This window comes from Lysinibacillus sp. FSL K6-0102, assembly GCF_038003545.1.
Taxonomy (GTDB): Bacteria; Bacillota; Bacilli; order Bacillales_A; family Planococcaceae; genus Lysinibacillus; species Lysinibacillus capsici.
Genome location: NZ_JBBOPH010000001.1, coordinates 1354404 through 1374572, shown reverse-complemented (window position 1 = coordinate 1374572; position 20169 = coordinate 1354404). Strand labels below are relative to the sequence as shown.

Below are 20169 nucleotides of genomic sequence, written 5' to 3'. Positions count from 1 at the left end.
TCTCGGCTACTTTCATAAACCGCTAAGGATAGCTTATACAATGTAGGTGTACTGCCTATGACAACAATATGAACAGCGTATGAACAAAAAAATAGTACGTCATTCAATAAATACAGAAAGGACCCAATAATTCTTTTGCTATGACATTGCTTAATTGACATGAAAAAAAGGATCTTCAAATCGAAGATCCTTTTGCTACTTTGTCAGATTTTCTGTATTTAGCTTTTACATTTTTTAACAATCCATCTTTATCAAGCAAAGTTGGTAAACTGATACCGATAACGATTGTGACAATACCTGCTATCTGCAAAGTTGTAACCGTTTCGCTTAAGAGGATAACTGATACCATCACCGCGATTGGCAATTCAACAGCACTCAATATGGATGACATACCTAATCCCACTTTAGGCACTGCAATTGTGAATAAGAAAACTGGTATAATCATGCCAAATAACCCCAATGCTAAACCATAAATCCACAGTCCTTCGTTAAACAAAGTGCCATTCCAAATAATTTCTGGAGACTGAAAAGCCGCAGTCGTCATGAAAGCGAAGAAAGAAACCAATACTAAGCGATTAGAGGTTGTCATACTTGCGGTTGTCTTTCCGTTTACATATAAAAATAAGGAGTAACAAAGAGCAGCTGCTAAACCCCATAACCACCCTTGAAAAGGTATTTGAGACAAATCAACATCAATTATGCCTGCAGCTGGTATGGTTCCAGCTACTAATATAATTAAAGAGATGAATTCAATTCTACTTGGAAATTGCCGTTTTGTGATACAAGAAATCAGCATACCAATCCATGTAAATTGGAACAGTAATACTACTGCCAAGGAAGCAGGCAAAAAGTTTAAAGAATGACCATATAAAATATTTGTTAACCCTGTTAACATGCCTGCAAACAGAAGGATTTTAACGCCTTTAAAGCTAAAATTTGATCTATTTGTAACTAAGGAAATACATACTGCTATACAAAAGCCGATAAAAAACTGACTTGTAACTGCCTCAGATACAGAAAAGCCACTACGCATTGCCAGTTTTATAATAGTTGAAACGATACCAAAACTACTAGCTGCAATCACTACTAATAGGGGATAAAGATACATCTTGATTATTCACTTCCCTCTCAAAACTTGTCTATTGATGAAATTTTGTTTATGATTTTGAGATGTCGAAAAAAATCATAATCTCCAATATATATCACAGATTGTTATTTTACAATCTTTTTTTCGTTAATAATGTATCCTCTCGTAGAGGAAAACCTAATTTTTAAAAATGATAAAAAAGCCAAAACCCACATGTATCAAGGGTTTGGCTTTTATCTTTGTATTTCATTAATAAAGAATGTTAAATTGAATGTTTTTTCTCAATTTCCTTCAGCATAAATCTTATACTGTAATAATCCAATCAAAAAAACACCCCCTCTATAAAGAACATAGAAGTGAGATGTTTTTAATGTTCACTAATAGTATTAGAACGGCCGCAAACGTTTAACGTGACTCTTTTGGCGGTTGGCATACATCACATTTTCGTTGGTTTTTATTTTTAAATTTCGTAAATGTTTTTTCAAAGTTAGTACCACATGCACATTTAAATAGTAGCTTTTGAGAAAAACCATGGTATTCAGTCGTTAGCAACTTACTTTCTGAATTGTTCTCAACAAATTTCTGAATTTCACCAATCGTCCAACGTTTATTCATTTCCTTACACCTCCATATTTAATCGTTCCGCGGAGGCTTTTCTTGGCATCCGTTATAAAAAAGAGCTTAAGTATCTTAAGTGCCTCATTATAACATGAGCTGGCTCACAATAAAACAGAAGTTTTACAAGCGTTGGAGGGCTGTACTCTTGCCTGTTACGGTTCGAGCGAGCCTCTAAACATTTGGTTTTCTAAGGAAATTTCATCTTTAATCATTATTTTTAAGATTCAAAGCTTTTGAATCTGCTCTTTAATATCCACCGTGCATAATCCTCCGTGATAACAAATCACCGATTCAATGTCTAGGTCTACATATTTTTTTAAAGATTGTTGAGCAACCTCTATATCTAAAGTGGTTGGAACATGAATCCCTCCCAGTGTACCATTTACACTATACATCGAATCGCCGGCAACAAGCGTTTTACTTTGCTTCAAATATAAACTAATATGGCCAGGCGTATGTCCTGGCGTATGGATAACTCGTATTCCTCCACAATATGGTAGTTCTTGACCGTCTTTCAAGGTCTCATCCACTTTCCCCTTGGGTGGATTCTCTATGTGCCCGTCTTTCAAAAGCGGTAAATCCCCCTGAATATAAGGCTTATCTAGTTCGTGCGCATAAATTTTTATATGACTACCGCAATTTTGCAATATTTCAGGAAGACTGCCTATATGATCGATATCCTGATGTGTCAAAATCACAACTTTTAATTGGTTGAACGACACGCCTACCTCTTCCATTGCCTTACGTAAATCTTCCATTTGACCTGAACATCCAGTATCAATTAAAACAGCCATCTCCTGATCCCATAAAAGCGTTGGATGAATGAAGGCTCCGTTAAATTTAAGCTCCAGAATCTCTACTCCCCTAGAAATTTTCATCATTTCTTCCCCTTTATGATTAGATTTTATTATTCTTTTACATCCTGAAGAACGGTCCTCTTCCGCCAAAGCAACTCTCTCAATGTTTCAAAATTGACTAGAATCGTTCCAACAATAATCGTCAGCGTACCTATTCCTGTTAACCACGAAATATATTCATGATAGAAGGTAACACCTAATATAACGGCAATTACTGGTGAAATATACAGCCATGTGGACGGAAAAACAGGATTTGTTCGTGACACAAGCCAATAATAAATGCTGTGACCAATCATTGAACCAAAAATAATCAAATAAAAAAGAGAACCAATTGAAGCTGGACTTAAAAGATAATGAAGCTGAATGTTCTCAGTAAAAAGTGACAAAATGATTAATAAAATCCCTCCATGCATCATTTGTGCTGCATTTAATGCAATTGGAGATGTTGTTCCAAATTTTTGGATGACATGCTTCGTATAAATTGTTCCAGATGCATAGAAAACTTCACCTAAAATAATAGCGAAACAACCAACCATCCAGAAGGGACTAATCTCAATTGCAAAACTAGGTAAGATTAAGAACGTAACACCAATGACTCCGACAACACAACCAATAAATGATTTTCGGTCACCTTTTTGCTTCAATATAAATGTCTGAATAACAATAATCATCATTGGACCTGTAGCAGATAAGACAGCTGCGATTCCAGATGTCACATACTGTTCTGCCCAATATAATGTGGCAAACGTTCCAAAGGTTAAGGCCACTCCTGTAAAAAACATTTCTTTTCGAAATAATAACCGGATTGTCGTTTTTTCGCGCCAAACCATAAAACTAAATAGTAGTAAACCGGCAATGAAAAAACGAAGACCAGCTGATAAAAACGGAGGAACTCCTGCATCAACACCAACTTTAATTGCTAAAAATGTTGTCCCAAAAATCAAACACATAAAGAAATAATTAATCATTACCATATCAAACTCCTCCTCTTTTTCTATCATAAAAGAAGTAGGATAGAACAGATTAAAAAGGATAGAACAGATCAATTTGGTTCGTGGTACAATCGGTTTGAATAGGAGGAATCGATGTGGGCAAAGCAAATCAAAATGAAGATTATCTTTTTAAGAAAGTCTATGATGATGTACTGCACCGAATAGAGCGTAAAGAATGGAAAGAACATGAAAAGCTTCCCTCCGTCCGGCAATTAGCATCTGAAATGAATGTCCATCGGCTAACGGTATTAAAAGCTTATCAACTATTAAAACAGCATGACAAAGTTTATGTAAAAGATAAATCAGGCTATTTTGTCCAATCAATTGTAACAAAATATATTGAATGTTTAGATCAGGACAATCCCATTGTTTCAGCATACGTAAAAAAAAATCATTTATCCGAAATCCATCAGCCATCTGTTTCCTATCATTTTTCTCAGGCATTGATTGATCCTAATCTTTTGCCTAATCACTATTTTTCAAATTACGTGAAGGAAGTGTTTGACCTATATCCGAAAGTACTGGCAACCTACTCAACGGTGCAGGGTGATTTAGAGCTACGTGAGACACTGACCCAATATTTTATCAACCACTATAAAACACATTTGAGTCCAGATGAACTGTTAATAACATCTGGCTCACAGCAAGCCATTCACTTAATTGCTCAAGCTTTTATTAAGCCAAGAGACGTCGTTTTATTTGAACGTCCAAGCTATAGTGCTGCGATTGATATCTTTAAAGCACAAGGAGCTCAGATTGTTACGGTGGATATCCACCCTGAGGGCTACGATTTAGAACAGGTCGAATACTATATTAAAAAATACAAGCCACGCCTATTTTATCTCAACCCTACCTTCCATAATCCAACTGGTTATACGATTTCTGTCGAGCAGCGCAAAAGATTAGTGGAATTAGCTGAGCACTATCGGTTTCTAATAATAGAAGACGATGCCTATCACGACATTTATTTTGACCAAGCCCCACCACCTCCAATTTATACATTTGATAGTGTTGGGACAGTCATTTATATCCGAAGCTTTTGCAAATACATCTCTCCTGGTTTGAGAATTGCAACTGTTATTTGTCCATCATCATTAATGAAATCACTATTAACAGAAAAATCGCTAGCTGATAATGGCTCACCACTTCTCAATCAAAAAATTTTTCTCCATTACTTCTCCTCACTAAGATTGCAACAACATTTGGAGAAAATCCGGATTGCCCTACAGATTCGAAAGGAAATTATGGAGGAAGAGCTAGCTGTAACAGGCTGGCGATGGAACAGTCCAAAAGGCGGTCTAAATTTATGGGTACAGCTCCCAGACGATCTTCCAACTGAATTATTATTATCTAGAAGCATCGAACAATCGATCTCCTTTGTGCCAGGTCAAGTTTGTGATCCATTAAAACAACTATCCTCTTGGATACGTTTAAGCTATTCCTATGCAAACGAAAAACAGCTAAGAGAAGGAGTAAAAAAGTTGGTTACAGTGGCGCAATCACTTTCTAAGTGATCGGACTAGCGATTTAATTAAATCTATAAACGGTGGTATTCACAGCTTTATCAACCATTTCAATTATTTTTTCATCGGTGGCACGAATCGTAATAAGCGGTAGACATAGCAATAACAGGCAGACATATACACCTAACATATTCAGCTGTCTATTTGAATAATATGAAAAAAAGTTATACACCTAGCTCTTATCTGTTCAAAATAATTACAGCAAATCACAGCAAAAAAATGTTCTCGGTGTAGAACACAATTTTACCAAGGAATGATAAGAGTGCTTTCAGATTTGAGAAAGCCATATTAACTCTATATTCCAGTAAAAATAACAGCCAAATTATTATTGAAGAGCGAGATTTAGAAAAATTTCTATTCTCATAACCTCCCTGTAGAATGATAGAATGTTTTTATACAGTGATAGAAGGAGGAGAAAGATATTGTCTAATCAAAATGAGTCTTCATTAGATAAGGAAAAGCAGCCTAATCCGAAAGTTAAAGTAGAAAGAAAAGAGGGGGAACCAACTGCTGCTTTCAAGGGGGCTTCCTGGGGCGCATTGTTAGTAGGTGTTACGGCATATTTTATAGGCTTGTTTAATGCAACGATGCAACTAAACGAAAAAGGATATTACCTAGCTGTTTTAATATTTGGACTCTATTCAGCAATATCCTTACAAAAAGCAGTAAGAGATAAAGAAGAGGGAATACCAGTTACTAGTATTTATTATGGTATTAGCTGGGTTGCACTTATTGTATCTATTTCATTAATGGGCATTGGGTTATATAATGCTGGAAGTATTGTTTTAAGCGAAAAAGGGTTCTATGGTATGTCATTTGTTCTAAGTTTATTTGCATCCATCACGGTTCAAAAGAATATTAGAGACACACAGAGAGCTAGGGAAAGAGATTAAGTTACTGAAAGAGTCGAGAAGTTCATTCTCGATTCCTTTTGTCATTTTTTCTTAAGCTCCATACTCCTCCAGACTATAAAAAAAGAGCATGGCTGTCATCAGCCATACTCCTCTCAATTTTATTTTTCTCCGCTTATTTCGACTAAAATTTTAGATTGTGTTTTGTCATTTGTTAACGTTTTGAATCCTTTTTCAACAATCTCATCTAGGTCAATTTGACTTGTGATGATCCCTTGTGGATTTAGTTGACCAGCGCTCATTGCATCAATTGTTCTTTGGAAAATTGACGGTGTATAAACAATGGATGATAATACATTAACACCTGTGTTTGTAAGTTGCATTGGATTCCATTCGATTGGTCTTGCAAAAATCGAAACAATCATCATGTTACCACGAGGTTTTGTTACATCAATTGCTTGTTTAAAGGTAGGAGCAACTCCTGCCACCTCAAAGGATACATCAACCCCATCTGCAACAATCGCACGAACTGCTTGTACAGGATTTTCTTTACCTGAATTAATAGCATGGGTTGCACCTAATTCTTTTGCCTTTTCTAATCGATCATCGGATAAATCTAATACGATAACTTTACTAGCACCTGATGCTTTTGCAGCGATTACTGTTAATAATCCAATTGGTCCAGCTCCAAATACAGCAACAGAATCACCTAATGTAACCCCAGCATCTTTAACAGCTTGTACAGCAACAGCCATTGGTTCTACCAGTGCACCATCTTGTAATGTTAAGTTATCTGCTAAACGATGTATATTCGTTACAGGGACATTAACATATTCCGCAAATCCACCGTTTCCATGTAAACCGATGAAGTTAAATCCATCATAACGATCGACTTCTTCATGTTTATTTCTATATGTTAATGTAGGGTTGATGACAACTCGGTCCCCAGCCTTAAAGTCAGTAACCTTAGAGCCAACTTCTTCGATGATACCAGCAAATTCATGTCCCATTGTAAGTGGGGCAACTTCACCTGTTAATTCAGCTTTTTCATTAACTGGTACGAAAACCGGACCTTCTTCGTATTCATGCAAATCACTTCCACAAATACCAGCCCACGCTACTTTTACTTTCACTTCTTCTTCTCTTAAAGCGCGTAATTCAACCTCTTCAACTCTAATATCTTTCACACCATGCCAAACTGCAGCTTTCATTTATGTTACCCCCATAAAATTATTTAAATTGGTACCATAAAATAACATCCTTAATAGCTACTCGTGCATGATCAAAATCCGACACTTCTATACACTTGATAAAAGTATTGATGGACATATGATAGGATTCAACTAGATTCATCTTCCATTTTGTTTGTGCAGCTACATTTGTAACAAATATTGTTTCTTTAAAGAATCGTAGCATAGCAATATTTCCTGTAACATCAAAAAACAATTGTAACAAGTGGGCAAACGAAACAACATATTCATAAATATTTTCAGCAGACTTTCTTTGTTTCATAGCTTCAAATCGAAATAATAGTTCATTTTGCAAATCGGCAGTCCATTTAGATTCACACTTGGTTAGTGCAATATCCAATAGATGATAAAGCGCTTCCAAATAATCCTTTAATTCCTGATCCGTTATAATCTTCACTCTTACACCTTTATGTTGTACTTTTTCAACTACACCATCTTTTTGTAAAAGATATAGAGCCTCACGGACAGGTGCATGACTTACTTGTAACTCCTTTGCAATTTCTGCCTCTATTAAGCGCTGACCTTGTTCATAGTAACCAGAAAATATGCGGAATAATAATCGTTCAGCTATTTGCTCAGAAATTGTTTTTTTTGAAATTGAATTTTCATCAAACCCCATTAAACCACTCCAATAAATTTATATCTTTTTATTTTAACATAGTTCAGTGTATAGGGTGATTAGCTAAAAGCGTTATATATTATGGATTATAGATTATCGATAATCTATAAAAGTATTTTAATCTATAAACTCATTTCTTTCAAATATCTTGTTTTGGGTAGGTAACTAAATAATATGAAGTACCTTTTAAGAGAAAATTTATAAATGCAAAAAAGATGGTGTTAAGTTGATCAGACCGGTATATGGAGATAATTTGCGATATGAGTTACTCAATAATAACCTATAAAAAATGCACACAAACTGCTAGTTATTGTCTAACAATTTGTATGCCATTCATCTTAAAGTGATTTGTTATGAGTTGACGATGTATATCCCTGTTTCTTCCATTAACAACTGTTGCGCTATATGAACCACTAATCTTCTCTGTTGCAATTTATATGGGCTTACCAGCACTTTGCGTACCGAATGCAACCTTTTAATTATACTATTTCAAAAAGACTTAGGAATAACTCCTAAGCCGTAATCATGTTTCTTCTCATATGAAAAAGAGTCTGTACCCCTATTCTCTATTCTCTATATAACTTACAATTTGATTGGCAACAGTTGATGTTAACAACGTAGATATATTACTTAAAACAATAATTGTTGCGTCACTTTCTATCAACCTTAAATAGGAGGAAGTAAAACCATTAATCCCGCCATGATGAAAAATGAGCGTATTATTCTTTTTTGTCTTAGTAATGTTCCATCCATATCCATGGCCAAAACGACCTGATGAAAGCATCTGAGTTGTTATATTTTTCGATAGTAAACAATTATTTTTTATTGCATCATCAAGTAATTGTAAATCTTCTACTGTAGAAAATAACCCACCAGCAGAATAGGTGTTAGACATATTGATGAAACTAGCATGATAAATATTATTTTTTTCTAACTCATAACCGTTTGCTTTATACTTTTGAATAGCCACGTTATAATCAAGACCAGTATTTAACATAGATAGAGGCTGAAGAATCTTTTGTTTAAGAAACTCTTCATAACTTAAACCACTTGTCTTTTCTATAATCTTACCTAATACAATGTATCCTGAATTAGAATAATTAAACTCTTTCCCTGGTATAGATTTGAATGAACAAGAAATAATCCAATTTATTAAATCATCTGGTGATTGTAGTTGATAAGATTTTAATAAAAAATCAGGTTGATCAGTAATATTACCAATGCCAGATGTATGCGTTAATAGATGTTCGATCATAATTTGGTTACCTTTTGGAAAATTAGGAATAAAATTATCCACAGTATTATGTAACTGTAACTTTTGCTCTTCAACTAGCATTAAAATTGCAATGGTAGTAAAGATTTTAGTTACAGATCCAATACGGAACTTTGTAATAGCTGTATTTGGTATATCCCATTCATAATTAGCTTTTCCAAATGATTCTTTATATATTGTTTCTCCTTGATCAACCACTAAGATATTTCCACTAAACCCCTCTTCTTTTGAGTTTAAAAATGAATGAATATATGATTTTAGCAAATATCAAGCACTCCTTATTTTGTACTATAAGTTACTTGAAATGTTATCCAATGGCATTTACCAACTTCCTCCTTTCGAACTTTACGAGATCTTAAAGCTCATTTCTAAGATTTCTGCGAATTTCCTTTTGCTTTAACTTTATTAATTCTATGATACTTTTACAGATTCTTTTAAGTGACTCATTTGATTTGTAAGTGAGTACGAAAATACTGCCACCTTCTATCATGCTAAAGACTAAATACGCCATTTCTGTAGCTTCCTCAGGGGGCCAATTTGATTGGATAAACTTTTCTCTTAATATCATGATAAGTTCTTCATAGGCATTCTTGCATGCTAAACGAAGTTGCTCACTCATATGCCAAGTTTCCAAAGAAATAAGTGCTAGTGGAATTCCATCATGTGCAATTTTTGGATTGAAACTTAAACATTGACCAAAAAAACACTCTAAAGCTTTAATTACATCATCATGCTGTGAAAATAAATTTCTCAACTCTTGAGCAGCAAAATCTTTTGTTCGATTAATTGCCTCTGTCGCTAATTGCTCCTTGCCTTCAGGAAAATAATAATAAAGCGAACCTTTTGGACAACCCGACTCTTTAATAATTTGATTTAATCCAGTAGCATGGTACCCTTGTTTTTGAAACAGTGTTGACGCGGTTGATAAAATTTTCATTTTACTTTCTTGATTTCTAGACATTTTCCCCTCCGAAATTATAACGACTGGTCTATATAATAAATTATTAAGACGATAAAGTCAATAGAACTGATTATTGCTTCACCTTTACTCGTTTAATAGTTAATTCAACTTTCATTTTTAATGGCAAGCTCTAATTCCTCACCTTTTATGATTACTTGATCTACATCAGATAATTTATTTTAATTACCCATTAATTCAGACTGCTTTTCACAGGATCAAAATTTTTTAAAATCAGCACCATCTTTTTTTCTCTTCATATTCTATAGAATCAGAATATTGAGGGGGAAACGTATGGGGATTGAATTCACAGCTCTCCATTGGATTTACGTGGTTTTTATTGTGCTCATCATCGGATTTATGGTTAAACGTCGCGATACCACCCTCATTTGTGTAGTAGGCATCTTTATGCTAGCGATTGTTGCAACTGGTGATTTTACTTCTTCCATAAGTGGTGTGTTTAACAGCTTTATTTATGCCATAACTGAGCTGCTATCAACGATTCTTATTATTTCGATTATCGTGGCGATGAGTCGGGTCATGATGTCTTCAGGTATTAATGAGGTTATGGTGGCCCCTTTCACAAAGATCATTAAAACACCCGCACTCGCTTATTGGACGATTGGACTTTTAATGATGTTTATTTCTTGGTTTTTCTGGCCATCACCTGCAGTAGCGCTATTAGGAGCCGTGCTCTTGCCTGTTGCGATTCGGGCGGGCCTCCCAGCACTGGGGGGTGCCATGGCGATGAACTTATTTGGGCATGGTATTGCATTATCGAGTGATTTTGTCATTCAAGGGGCTCCAAAATTAACGGCTGATGCTGCTGGTATCCCTGTTGGAGATGTTGTTTCAGCCAGTATTCCGCTTGTTATCACAATGGGCGTTGTAACGACAATTGTTGCTTATATTTTTTTAAGACGTGATATGAAACGAGGAACGCTACTTTTAAATACTGGCAACAATGAGGAGGAGGAGGGTGAACAAGAAACTGCGGAAAACTTACTGTCAATGGGGCAAAAACGATTCTTCGCCGTACTTATTCCTATTGCCTTTATCTTAGACGTTATCGCTATGTCAGTATTCAATTTAACGGGCGGCGATGCAACGGCTTTGATTGGTGGAACCTCTGTTTTTATTTTATTGTTGCTTAGTATGGTTGCTCATAAATCAGCGGGATTAGAAAAGACAACAAGTTATTTGATTCAAGGATTTCAATTCGGCTTTAAAGTCTTCGGACCCGTAATTCCAATTGCTGCTTTCTTCTATCTTGGAGATGCTGGCTTTACACAAATTCTTGGAGATCACCTCCCCGCTACTTCACACGGTATTGTCAATGATCTGGGTGTCGGTCTTGCAGCAATAGTTCCGTTAACAAAGGAAATTGCTGTTGTTACATTGGCAGTTGTTGGTGCCATTACTGGGTTAGATGGTTCGGGCTTCTCCGGAATTTCTTTAGCAGGTTCGGTTGGTAGTCTATTCGGGAATGCTATTGGTGATGGAACAGCAACTTTAACAGCTTTAGGGCAAATCACAGCGATTTGGGTTGGTGGTGGTACACTAATTCCTTGGGCATTAATCCCAGCAGCTGCTATTTGTAATGTCAGCCCATTTGAGCTGGCAAGACGAAATTTAATTCCTGTAGTCATTGGACTGATTGTGACAACGATAGTTGCTGTGTTTTTAATTTAATAAAAATAGTAAGAGATGGTCACTAGGTTATCAGTAGCCATCTCTTTCACTCTCCGTATAATACTTTTGTAAAATGTCATAAAACATTTCTTTTAGTTGAGATTTTTTCATGCCTAAAATATAAGCCTCTATCAATAATTGCTCCACTTTCATAGCTATTTGGTGACATGAAATAGTCGTTGCTTTATTAGGATCTACGATAATAAATGCTCTAGACTGAGGCTTAATGGTGATGATCCCCTTTTTTTGAAGCTCTTTGTAGCTTTTATGAACTGTATGCAGATTGAGGTTTGTTTGTGCTGCTAGCTGGCGAATTGAAGGCAAATGTTCCCCCTTTTTTAAGCTTCCAGTCGCTATGGATAAAAGTAACTGCTGTGTGAGTTGTTGATAATATGGAATTTTGCTTCTTCGATTTACTTTTACATTCATTTGTCGAGGATTTCCTCCATATTAAAATTTCTTTTTGGCAATAAAATGATGCATGATAGCCATCATGAATAGTACAAGTAACAGTGTGACAATTATATTAAAGCTATACCATTTTTCTATGTCACCTGTCATGATTATCGTTGTAGCATACAAACTATTACTAGCTGGATTTATGACATCTAAGAATGGATGTAAACCAGCACAAAAACGACAAATAAATAAGACACCAATACTAATTAAAGCAATAAATGGTGTACTATTAAAAAATGTACTCATCATGGCAACAAATGTAATGATGAACAACAGCCAAATACAATAAAATGCTAAAGCTATCAATGCGCGCATTATCGGTACAGAGGTAAATAAATAAGATGTATAGCCAAGGGACATTGCATAGCCAAGCGAAATACATAGGACGGCTAAAATATAATGAGTAAGGAGTTTACTGTTTAAGTAGGATGTGATTGATACTGGCCTTGTTAAAATGAAGGCCATCATTCCATTCGCTTTTTCTCCTTGAATAATACCCATCGTTGCAATAGCAAGGATGATTATACCTAATTGATCAAATTGCGAATTAAGGGTTGAAGCAAGCACTTCTTCTCCCCCTGGCTTTGCCATTGTTGGATCAATTATAATCCCTTCTATACCACCCATTGATTGTAAAATAGCAGGCAAGAAATACATCATAATCGGCTGAGTTAAACCTAGGAGGATATAGACGATTGGTAGCCAAACGACTTTATATTCCTTTGTCATTTGATTCATTTCTTTTTTACTTAGTGCTATAAACGTATTCACTTCAAATTACACCACCAATTCTAAAAATATTTCTTCTAAGCTTTCTTGAAGGCCAAGATCAAACTTTGTAAATAGTACATTTGAATCCAATCCGTACTGTAGCAATCGATGGGCGTCCTCTTCCAAGTGATTGACATATACTTTAAAACCATCCCCACAATTTTCGATTCTCTTTACATAAGGTAAATGTTCAATCGTTGTTAGCCACTTAACATCTTTCTTTTGAACCGCTAAAAAGATAGCTGAATCTTGATAGCGATTAAGTAACTCTAATTTTGTTGCATCTTCTATTTTGTAACCATTTTTAATGACCACAAAGCGCTCACAAACTTCCTCCGCATCGCCTAAAATATGTGTAGAAAGTAGTATGGTCGTTTCTTTTTTTATGTCTTTTAATAGATTCAGCACTTCACGTCTACCAATTGGATCTAGGGCTGAAACTGGTTCATCCATAATGATGAAAGCTGGCTTGTGTAATAAAGCTTGTGCGATTCCAAGACGCTGTTTCATACCTCCTGAAAATGTTCCAACATGAGCATGTGCTTCTTTCCCTAAGCCTACCTTTTCCAGAAGAATTGGGATGTCTTTTTGTAATTGATTTTTCGAAATACCCGAAAGTGTCCCCATAAAGGCTAAAGTTTCAGAGGCTGTCATCCACGAGAAGAAATTAGGGTACTGTGGTAAATAACCAATATGATTTTTCATCTTTGAAATTTTTTGCCCATCAAGTACAATGTCCCCTGCATCTGCATAAAGAATATCAGCAATAATCTGAATTAATGTAGATTTTCCTGCCCCGTTTGGTCCAATAAGCCCTACACATTCATTCGAATCTATAACCATTGAAAAACTACTTACTGCCGTTTTCTGTTTAAATTTTTTCGTAATATTATTAATTTCTAAGCGCACGTTTATTGACATCCTTTCTTCCCATCACGAAATATAGAACAGAACCAATTGTATTAAAGAACAAAATAATAATGGCCCACATTAGTATGTTTTCTCTGCTATCTCTGTGTTTATATAAATCTATTAGTGCAACAGTGATAAGTAAAAAACCTACGAGTACAAATGGTAAAAGAATTGGTAGTATGCTTGCCCAATCAATTTGATTTAAGTCTTCAAAACCATAGTGTAATTTCATTTTTATAACCCCCTTCATTATCATTATCAATAATGATAACAAAAGAATGAAAAAATTTCATTACCTTTTTACTGTACATCTTTAAAAAAACGCTATAGTATATTTTTTGATAATGTTCTCAAATTGATAACATTTGATTGCTTCCCTTGATACTATCTCATTTTCTGGTAGGAGGATCGGTTTATGCGTAATAAAGCAGAGGTATTAATGCACCCTGTGAGAATGAAAATTTTACAAGCTCTGATGCACAATAAAGAAGAGGGTTTAAGCACATTGGAGATGATTTCTGTCATTAAAGATGTACCACAAGCCACTCTATATCGTCATATCCAAATTTTAGTCGATGAAAATATCATAAAAATTGTGAAAGAGCGAAAAGTTCGTTCTGTTACAGAGAAGTTTTATGCATTAAATGAAGGAGCAGCAAAACTTAGTAAGGAGGATTGGACTCAACTCACAACCAAGCAAAAATTAAATTATATTTCCTACTATCAATTGGCTTTACTATCTCAATATCAAAATTATTTGCATTCACTTGATGAAAAAGAAAGCACAACAGATTTAGCAACTTTTTCTTTAATCGACTTAACGTTAACGGACGATCAATTCAAAAACTTTGAAAATGAATTAAACGATTTATTAACTAAATACTATAATATGACCGATTCAAATAAAGGTTTGGAGACTAAAACAATTGCTTTAAATATTATTCCAAAGCCTTAGGTACTATTGACGTAAAGAAATGGAGAAGATTTATGAAAAAAGGAAAGTCACTAGAAAATATACGAAAATTAATTATGATCATTATTGGGGCAGTTATAGCCGCATACGGACTAGAGGCCGTGTTAATTCCGAATGCTGTCATTGATGGCGGTGTAACAGGTCTTAGTATTATGGGTGCGCACCTCTTTGGTATCCCGTTAGGCGTACTGCTCTTTGTATTAAATATTCCGTTCATTTATATCGGCTACAAGCAAGTTGGAAAAACCTTTGCCTTAATGAGTAGCGCTGGTATTGCAGCATTATCGATTTCTACAGTGCTTTTACATGACGTCAAAACCATTTTAGGCCCAAATGATCCCCTCCTAATTGTCTTATCTGGTGGTATGCTCCTTGGTGTGGGTATTGGAATTGTCCTACGAAATGGTGGCGCTTTAGATGGCTCAGAGGTTTTAGCTGTACTATTATCTCGTAAAATTCCATTTTCAGTCGGCGATATTATATTATTTATCAATGCCTTTATTTTCTTAGGGGCAAGCTTTATCTTTGGCTTAGAGAGTGCTCTCTACTCAGCGTTAACTTACTATATTGCCAAAAATGTTATCGATATTATCCAAGTTGGTTTAGAAAAATCAAAAGAAGTTCGTGTTGTTAGTGGAAAATCCGAGGAGATTGGAGACGCTATCCAAGCCCGCTTAGGACGTGGTGTTACCTATACACATGGACGTGGTGGTTTCTCCAATGAACCAACAGAAATCTTAAACTGTGTCATTAACCGTATGGAAGAAAATAAATTAGTTTCGATTATTAAAGACATCGACGAAGGCGCTTTTGTAGTCATTTCTGATGTGTCAGAAGTTCGTGGTGGTAACTTTAAGAAACGAGATATCCATTAATTTCAAAGTAAGTAAGGCGCACTATGCCTTACTTACTTTTTTTAGTTGCTTCTATCATATTTTACGCCTCCTATTAAACATAATCCTCCCAGCATTACTACTAAGGAAGCCCCAACTAAGGCATACTGATAGCTATTTGTGTAACTTGCAAGTGTGCCTGCAATGGATGGACCAATCATTTGTCCGAGCGCATAGCCAGCCGTTAAATAACCTATCATTTGATGACTATTAACTGGTGCAAGTTTCCTCGCTAATGTTGTACAAACAGTTGTAATTCCCATAAAGGTTGCCCCAAAAATGAAGGCACTAGCATAAAGGGTCATCGAATTTGTAGCTAGCGCAGGTAAAACAATACCTATCGCTTGCAGTAGCATAGAGATGAGTAAAATTTTCACATAGCCATAACGCTGTGCTAGCTTAGACCAAACGATACATGAGGGAATTGCTGCAACACCCACAACAAACCATACAAAGGCTGCATCTCCATGAAAGCTTGTCGACTCCTGTGCAATTGATACAATAAATGTGCCTGTGACAATATAGCCAAGCCCCTCTAAGCTATAAGCGATGATTAACCATTTCATCCAAGACTGAGGAGGCGTTTTCTGTGAAATTATCTGGCTTTCCACTAGTTGTTTACTTGGTGTAATAGGCTTAATGAATAGTACAATCAAGACAAACAATACAATACTAAATAAAGCTAATACGATCCAAGTTCCATTCCAATGGAAAACAGCTTGGATTGGTGAAACAATTACCGCACTTAATGCAATCCCTATTCCCACCCCACTATAGAACAGCCCCGATAGATGCATATGACTACTGCTGGCTAACTGGTCTAGTATAAGGCTTGTTATAACAACAAAAATAAAAGCACTCACAACACCCGAGATAAATCGTAATAAATACCAAATGATGATTACATTTGTAAAGCCCATGAAGGCTGTTGTTAAAATGCTGATACCAAGGGTAATTTGCAAAAAGAGAATACGTTTATTCCCTATTGGTAAACGACCTGCCACCCAGGCTCCAACCAAATAACCTAAGTAATTACTTGTTGCTAAGTAACCTGCTGTTGCTCGGCTAAATTCAAAAGTTTCTTGCATATAAGGTAAAATAACCGTATACGAAAAACGGCCGATGCCCATAGCAATAACTAAAGCAAAAATACCCCCGATTAAATAGCGTACGGTTTGCTTGTGCATATCATCACTCCTTCTATTTCACTATATCGAATATCTAGGTATCAAAAATAGATCTAATTCTTTATAATAAGTATCAATAAAATTGATAGCTGGAGGGCATATGAATATTAATGATTTAACGATTTATCGAACAGTCGTCCAAACAGGTAGCTTTTCTAAAGCTGCCACAGCACTTAATTACACACAATCCAATATCTCTATGAAAATACAAAGTCTTGAGGCAATCTACGAAACAACCTTTTTTTATCGTGGACATCGAGGGATACGGCTAACACCAAAAGGAGAACAATTCTACGAGTTAGTCCTAAAAATGCTTCATCTCTATGAAAAAACCTTTGAGATCATACATGAAACGGAGGAACAACGAGGCGTTTTACGAATTGGTTCGATGGAAACAACTGCTGCATTGCATTTACCAACTCTGTTAAGCACATTTCATCAAGCACATGAACAAGTGGATATCACCATATTAACAAGCCCTTCTCAGTACAATATTGAACGGGTAGAAAACTATGAACTAGATGGCGCATTTGTTACCGGACCTGTTTATAAAGAAAATATAATGATGAAAGAGTTTGTCTGTGAAGAGCTTGTTATTCTCACTTCTAGCAAGCATAAACCTATTAAGCATCTACAGGATTTAGAGGGAAGCACTGTGATTACATTCCGACATGGCTGTTCCTATCGAGCCATCTTGGAACATTGGTTACATGAAGAAGGGGTTCGACCACAAAATCGAATGGAGCTTGGTACGCTTGACGGTATTATTGGCTGTGTTGCTGCTGGGTTAGGTATTACCTTACTACCACTTGCCATTGCGGAAAAATATATGGCAACACAAGCATTAACATTGCACAAGATAAAGAACAAGCAAGCACATATTCCTACATGGTTTATTTATCGTAAGGACGAAGTACAATCCCCCATCCTAACTTATTTTTTAGAAGCCATAGAAGCTTATGACTATCCGACAGTTTGAGGGTTCTATCTGTCATTTTAACAATTCTATCCTTCCCCTAATAAAAAAGCTGTTCAGCAGATTATCTCCACTGAACAGCTTATTATTAGGCAATAACGGTTTCCGCTATGTTAGAAGCATGATCACCAATTCTTTCTAAATTACTCACAATATCCGCAAATACAATACCTGCTGAACCTGAGCAAACTCCTTCATTTAATCGCTTAATATGCAACTTACGTAAACGTCTCTCCATATTATCAATTTCATTTTCTTTTTCTATCACTTGCTGTGCTAAGGAAAGATCACGCTTATCAAGGGATTCAATAGACATTTTCACAGTTTCTAATGTAAAAACAAACATATCTTCTAACTCCTGCATCGCTTGTTGACTTAAACGAACACGATTACTATCCTTGTATTGCAGAAGCTCAATTATATTTTCTACATGATCACCAATTCGTTCGATATCCCGAATATTTTCAAATAAAGCATGATGCACTTGGGAATCATGGGTTGATAGAGATTGTTTTGATAGCTCCACTAAATATTCCGTTGATTTGCGGTCTAAATTATTAATGGCTTCCTCCAATTGGCCGACCTTGCCGATTAACTTAGCATCATCCGTTTTCAAAATCGTTAACGTTTCTTCTAGACCTTGAATACTATACTCGCCCATGCGCACTACTTCCATCTTTGCTTGACCTAATGCCACTGATGGTGATTTGATAATCAAATTTTTATCCAAAAATTTTGGTTTGTATTCAATAACTGAATCTTCGCCTGGAATTAGTTTCGTTACGACATAAGCCCAAACACCTATGAATGGTAACTGAATGATTGTATTGATGACATTAAACGTTCCATGTGCAAAGGCTATTTGCATTTTCGGCTCTAAATTGAGCACCCCTGCAATCCATTCCACATAGTTCGTAAATAATCCCAATATGAGCATAAAGATAATTGTACCCACTACATTAAATAGTAAATGTGTGGCAGCTGCTCGCTTTGCTGCAATAGAAGCACCTAAAGCGGCTAGAATTGCTGTAATCGTTGTACCAATATTATCTCCAAACAAGACAGGTAATGCCCCGTGTAAAGTTATTAAATCTTCAGCATAAAGCCCTTGTAAAATCCCTACTGTAGCTGAGGAAGATTGAACAATCAGGGTGAATATCGTTCCTACTAATACCCCTAAAATCGGCACATCAGACATTTGTACAGTCAAATCTAAAAATGGTTGCCAATCTCTAAGCGGCTTCATTCCACCACTCATAAGCTCTAAACCAATAAATAAACCTGCAAACCCGAATAATACTTGTCCCATATTTTGAATGAAACTCTTCTTAAAGAAAAATAAGCATATCGCGCCCACTGCCATAATTGGATATGCGTAAGCACCTACATCTATTCCTATAATAAATGCTGTGATGGTTGTCCCAATATTAGCTCCCATAATAACGCCTATTGCTTGACGCAATTTCATAAGTCCTGCGCTCACTAGTCCAACAGTTATAACGGTCGTACCTGAACTTGATTGTATGAGAACTGTAACAACAATACCAACTAGTACACCCATCAATGGGTTTGTTGTAAATTTATCTAAAATATCTCTTAGTCGATCACCTGCAGCCTTCTGCAAGCCATCTCCCATAAATTTAATAGCGAAAAGAAATAAGCCTAACCCTCCAAGAAATTGGAAAATCATCTCCTGTACATTGATAGCCAATCCATTCAACCCTTTCCTTGTTGTCAGACTTTATTATTAATAGTTTTAAGCTAGCTGTACATATCATTTACAATGGATTAAATTAATGTTTACACGCCCTTTACAATTAGTCCAAAAAACGGACATATTCAAATCAAATTCAACAAAAAACAAACAAAAAAAACATGAAAAAATCTTCAATCAGATTTTCACATGTTTTCTTTTGACGACTGAATGCATTTCCATTAGGCTGTACTTAGACACTGAAGGGAGTTTTCTATGGATATTTTTATAGCTAGTAACCGCCAATTACCGATCCGCTACTATGTGCAGGAAGCAATTTGGATTCGACGTGGTGGCAGTATTAAGCTGCCAGATTTAACACTGCCATTTTTCGTTGAGGTAGAGATTAAAAATCAATATAATTTACATATCATTGCAGATTATATTATGGACTTTCAACGACAATACAAGCATACTGAAATCCAATTATTAATCAGAAACACAGCTACCCTAGCAACCCTGCAAGACATGCTGTCACATCATACACAAACACAACATGCCATTACTATTCTTCCATTGTAGTCA

21 protein-coding genes are annotated in these 20169 nt (G+C 35.7%); 7 read left to right on the top strand and 14 right to left on the bottom strand.

Features of this window, described 5'->3' with window-relative positions:
• Window positions 1-175: 175 nt before the first annotated feature.
• From NYE73_RS06525 to NYE73_RS06510, 4 genes are all read right to left on the bottom strand, one after another.
• A complete protein-coding gene (locus NYE73_RS06525; RefSeq protein WP_259949958.1) occupies window positions 176-1108 on the bottom strand; it encodes an EamA family transporter in 933 nt (310 codons plus the stop codon).
• A 384-nt stretch (window positions 1109-1492) separates the two neighbouring features.
• Window positions 1493-1702: a hypothetical protein gene (locus tag NYE73_RS06520; RefSeq protein WP_048391161.1), complete on the bottom strand. Its 210-nt coding sequence runs from the start codon at window positions 1700-1702 to the stop codon at window positions 1493-1495.
• 227 nt (window positions 1703-1929) lie between these two features.
• On the bottom strand, window positions 1930-2583 hold the full coding sequence (locus tag NYE73_RS06515; protein ID WP_259950119.1) for an MBL fold metallo-hydrolase: 654 nt from the start codon (window positions 2581-2583) through the stop codon (window positions 1930-1932).
• Window positions 2584-2612: 29 nt separating this feature from the next.
• Entirely contained in the window at window positions 2613-3536 is a 924-nt protein-coding gene (locus NYE73_RS06510) for a DMT family transporter (RefSeq protein WP_066036647.1), read from the bottom strand.
• 113 nt (window positions 3537-3649) lie between these two features.
• On the opposite strand from NYE73_RS06510, the gene NYE73_RS06505 reads away from it, so the two are divergent.
• Window positions 3650-5068 (top strand): aminotransferase-like domain-containing protein, encoded by a 1419-nt coding sequence (locus NYE73_RS06505; RefSeq protein ID WP_259949955.1) that lies wholly within the window; start codon window positions 3650-3652, stop codon window positions 5066-5068.
• A 431-nt stretch (window positions 5069-5499) separates the two neighbouring features.
• Window positions 5500-5970: an inner membrane protein YiaA gene (yiaA, locus tag NYE73_RS06500; protein WP_048391167.1), complete on the top strand. Its 471-nt coding sequence runs from the start codon at window positions 5500-5502 to the stop codon at window positions 5968-5970.
• Window positions 5971-6089: 119 nt separating this feature from the next.
• On the opposite strand, the gene NYE73_RS06495 is transcribed toward yiaA, so the two are convergent.
• The 4 genes from NYE73_RS06495 to NYE73_RS06480 form a co-directional block, all read right to left on the bottom strand.
• Window positions 6090-7139 (bottom strand): 2,3-butanediol dehydrogenase, encoded by a 1050-nt coding sequence (locus NYE73_RS06495; RefSeq protein ID WP_048391169.1) that lies wholly within the window; start codon window positions 7137-7139, stop codon window positions 6090-6092.
• A gap of 19 nt (window positions 7140-7158) precedes the next feature.
• On the bottom strand, window positions 7159-7797 hold the full coding sequence (locus NYE73_RS06490; protein WP_048391171.1) for a GntR family transcriptional regulator: 639 nt from the start codon (window positions 7795-7797) through the stop codon (window positions 7159-7161).
• A gap of 559 nt (window positions 7798-8356) precedes the next feature.
• Window positions 8357-9334 carry a serine hydrolase domain-containing protein gene (locus tag NYE73_RS06485; protein WP_259949952.1) on the bottom strand — a complete coding sequence of 326 codons (978 nt, stop codon included), beginning with the start codon at window positions 9332-9334 and terminating at the stop codon, window positions 8357-8359.
• 91 nt (window positions 9335-9425) lie between these two features.
• The gene (locus tag NYE73_RS06480) at window positions 9426-10031 is read right to left on the bottom strand and encodes a TetR/AcrR family transcriptional regulator (RefSeq protein ID WP_048391175.1); all 606 of its coding nucleotides are present in this window, start codon (window positions 10029-10031) and stop codon (window positions 9426-9428) included.
• 291 nt (window positions 10032-10322) lie between these two features.
• Here NYE73_RS06480 and NYE73_RS06475 point away from each other — a divergent pair, with 291 nt between their 5' ends.
• On the top strand, window positions 10323-11720 hold the full coding sequence (locus tag NYE73_RS06475; RefSeq protein ID WP_259949950.1) for a hypothetical protein: 1398 nt from the start codon (window positions 10323-10325) through the stop codon (window positions 11718-11720).
• A gap of 30 nt (window positions 11721-11750) precedes the next feature.
• Here NYE73_RS06475 and NYE73_RS06470 read toward each other — a convergent pair whose 3' ends face one another.
• Genes NYE73_RS06470 through NYE73_RS06455 form a run of 4 tightly spaced genes read right to left on the bottom strand, consistent with a single transcriptional unit; the run spans window position 11751 to window position 14094 of the window.
• Window positions 11751-12149 (bottom strand): GntR family transcriptional regulator, encoded by a 399-nt coding sequence (locus tag NYE73_RS06470; RefSeq protein WP_048391179.1) that lies wholly within the window; start codon window positions 12147-12149, stop codon window positions 11751-11753.
• 21 nt (window positions 12150-12170) lie between these two features.
• Entirely contained in the window at window positions 12171-12950 is a 780-nt protein-coding gene (locus NYE73_RS06465; protein ID WP_048391181.1) for an ABC transporter permease, read from the bottom strand.
• Window positions 12951-12956: 6 nt separating this feature from the next.
• On the bottom strand, window positions 12957-13859 hold the full coding sequence (locus tag NYE73_RS06460) for an ABC transporter ATP-binding protein (RefSeq protein WP_048391182.1): 903 nt from the start codon (window positions 13857-13859) through the stop codon (window positions 12957-12959).
• Entirely contained in the window at window positions 13843-14094 is a 252-nt protein-coding gene (locus tag NYE73_RS06455; RefSeq protein WP_016994843.1) for a PLD nuclease N-terminal domain-containing protein, read from the bottom strand. Before NYE73_RS06455 ends, NYE73_RS06460 begins: the two co-directional genes overlap by 17 nt.
• 183 nt (window positions 14095-14277) lie before the next feature.
• On the opposite strand from NYE73_RS06455, the gene NYE73_RS06450 reads away from it, so the two are divergent.
• Together NYE73_RS06450 and NYE73_RS06445 are read left to right on the top strand one after the other, a co-directional pair.
• Window positions 14278-14817, top strand: coding sequence for a transcriptional regulator (locus NYE73_RS06450; protein ID WP_048391183.1), 540 nt, complete (start codon window positions 14278-14280; stop codon window positions 14815-14817).
• A gap of 32 nt (window positions 14818-14849) precedes the next feature.
• Window positions 14850-15710, top strand: coding sequence for a YitT family protein (locus tag NYE73_RS06445; protein WP_048391185.1), 861 nt, complete (start codon window positions 14850-14852; stop codon window positions 15708-15710).
• Window positions 15711-15751: 41 nt separating this feature from the next.
• On the opposite strand, the gene NYE73_RS06440 is transcribed toward NYE73_RS06445, so the two are convergent.
• The gene (locus NYE73_RS06440; RefSeq protein WP_048391187.1) at window positions 15752-16915 is read right to left on the bottom strand and encodes a YbfB/YjiJ family MFS transporter; all 1164 of its coding nucleotides are present in this window, start codon (window positions 16913-16915) and stop codon (window positions 15752-15754) included.
• 100 nt (window positions 16916-17015) lie between these two features.
• Between NYE73_RS06440 and NYE73_RS06435 the strand changes: the two genes are divergently transcribed.
• Window positions 17016-17894 carry a LysR family transcriptional regulator gene (locus NYE73_RS06435; protein WP_048391189.1) on the top strand — a complete coding sequence of 293 codons (879 nt, stop codon included), beginning with the start codon at window positions 17016-17018 and terminating at the stop codon, window positions 17892-17894.
• 85 nt (window positions 17895-17979) lie between these two features.
• Here the strand turns inward: NYE73_RS06435 and NYE73_RS06430 are convergent, their stop codons facing one another.
• On the bottom strand, window positions 17980-19581 hold the full coding sequence (locus NYE73_RS06430; RefSeq protein WP_181574679.1) for a Na/Pi cotransporter family protein: 1602 nt from the start codon (window positions 19579-19581) through the stop codon (window positions 17980-17982).
• Between the two features lie 279 nt (window positions 19582-19860).
• On the opposite strand from NYE73_RS06430, the gene NYE73_RS06425 reads away from it, so the two are divergent.
• Window positions 19861-20166 (top strand): hypothetical protein, encoded by a 306-nt coding sequence (locus tag NYE73_RS06425; protein WP_048391191.1) that lies wholly within the window; start codon window positions 19861-19863, stop codon window positions 20164-20166.
• Window positions 20167-20169: the final 3 nt, after the last annotated feature.

Bases quoted from the DNA above. Each gene is read 5' to 3' on its own strand.
- NYE73_RS06525 (WP_259949958.1), bottom strand. From the start codon at position 1,108: ATGTATCTTTATCCCCTATTAGTAGTGATTGCAGCTAGTAGTTTTGGT.
- NYE73_RS06520 (WP_048391161.1), bottom strand. From the start codon at position 1,702: ATGAATAAACGTTGGACGATTGGTGAAATTCAGAAATTTGTTGAGAAC.
- NYE73_RS06515 (WP_259950119.1), bottom strand. From the start codon at position 2,583: ATGAAAATTTCTAGGGGAGTAGAGATTCTGGAGCTTAAATTTAACGGA.
- NYE73_RS06510 (WP_066036647.1), bottom strand. From the start codon at position 3,536: ATGGTAATGATTAATTATTTCTTTATGTGTTTGATTTTTGGGACAACA.
- NYE73_RS06495 (WP_048391169.1), bottom strand. From the start codon at position 7,139: ATGAAAGCTGCAGTTTGGCATGGTGTGAAAGATATTAGAGTTGAAGAG.
- NYE73_RS06490 (WP_048391171.1), bottom strand. From the start codon at position 7,797: ATGGGGTTTGATGAAAATTCAATTTCAAAAAAAACAATTTCTGAGCAA.
- NYE73_RS06480 (WP_048391175.1), bottom strand. From the start codon at position 10,031: ATGTCTAGAAATCAAGAAAGTAAAATGAAAATTTTATCAACCGCGTCA.
- NYE73_RS06475 (WP_259949950.1), top strand. From the start codon at position 10,323: ATGGGGATTGAATTCACAGCTCTCCATTGGATTTACGTGGTTTTTATT.
- NYE73_RS06470 (WP_048391179.1), bottom strand. From the start codon at position 12,149: ATGAATGTAAAAGTAAATCGAAGAAGCAAAATTCCATATTATCAACAA.
- NYE73_RS06455 (WP_016994843.1), bottom strand. From the start codon at position 14,094: ATGAAATTACACTATGGTTTTGAAGACTTAAATCAAATTGATTGGGCA.
- NYE73_RS06450 (WP_048391183.1), top strand. From the start codon at position 14,278: ATGCGTAATAAAGCAGAGGTATTAATGCACCCTGTGAGAATGAAAATT.
- NYE73_RS06445 (WP_048391185.1), top strand. From the start codon at position 14,850: ATGAAAAAAGGAAAGTCACTAGAAAATATACGAAAATTAATTATGATC.
- NYE73_RS06440 (WP_048391187.1), bottom strand. From the start codon at position 16,915: ATGCACAAGCAAACCGTACGCTATTTAATCGGGGGTATTTTTGCTTTA.
- NYE73_RS06435 (WP_048391189.1), top strand. From the start codon at position 17,016: ATGAATATTAATGATTTAACGATTTATCGAACAGTCGTCCAAACAGGT.
- NYE73_RS06430 (WP_181574679.1), bottom strand. From the start codon at position 19,581: ATGATTTTCCAATTTCTTGGAGGGTTAGGCTTATTTCTTTTCGCTATT.
- NYE73_RS06425 (WP_048391191.1), top strand. From the start codon at position 19,861: ATGGATATTTTTATAGCTAGTAACCGCCAATTACCGATCCGCTACTAT.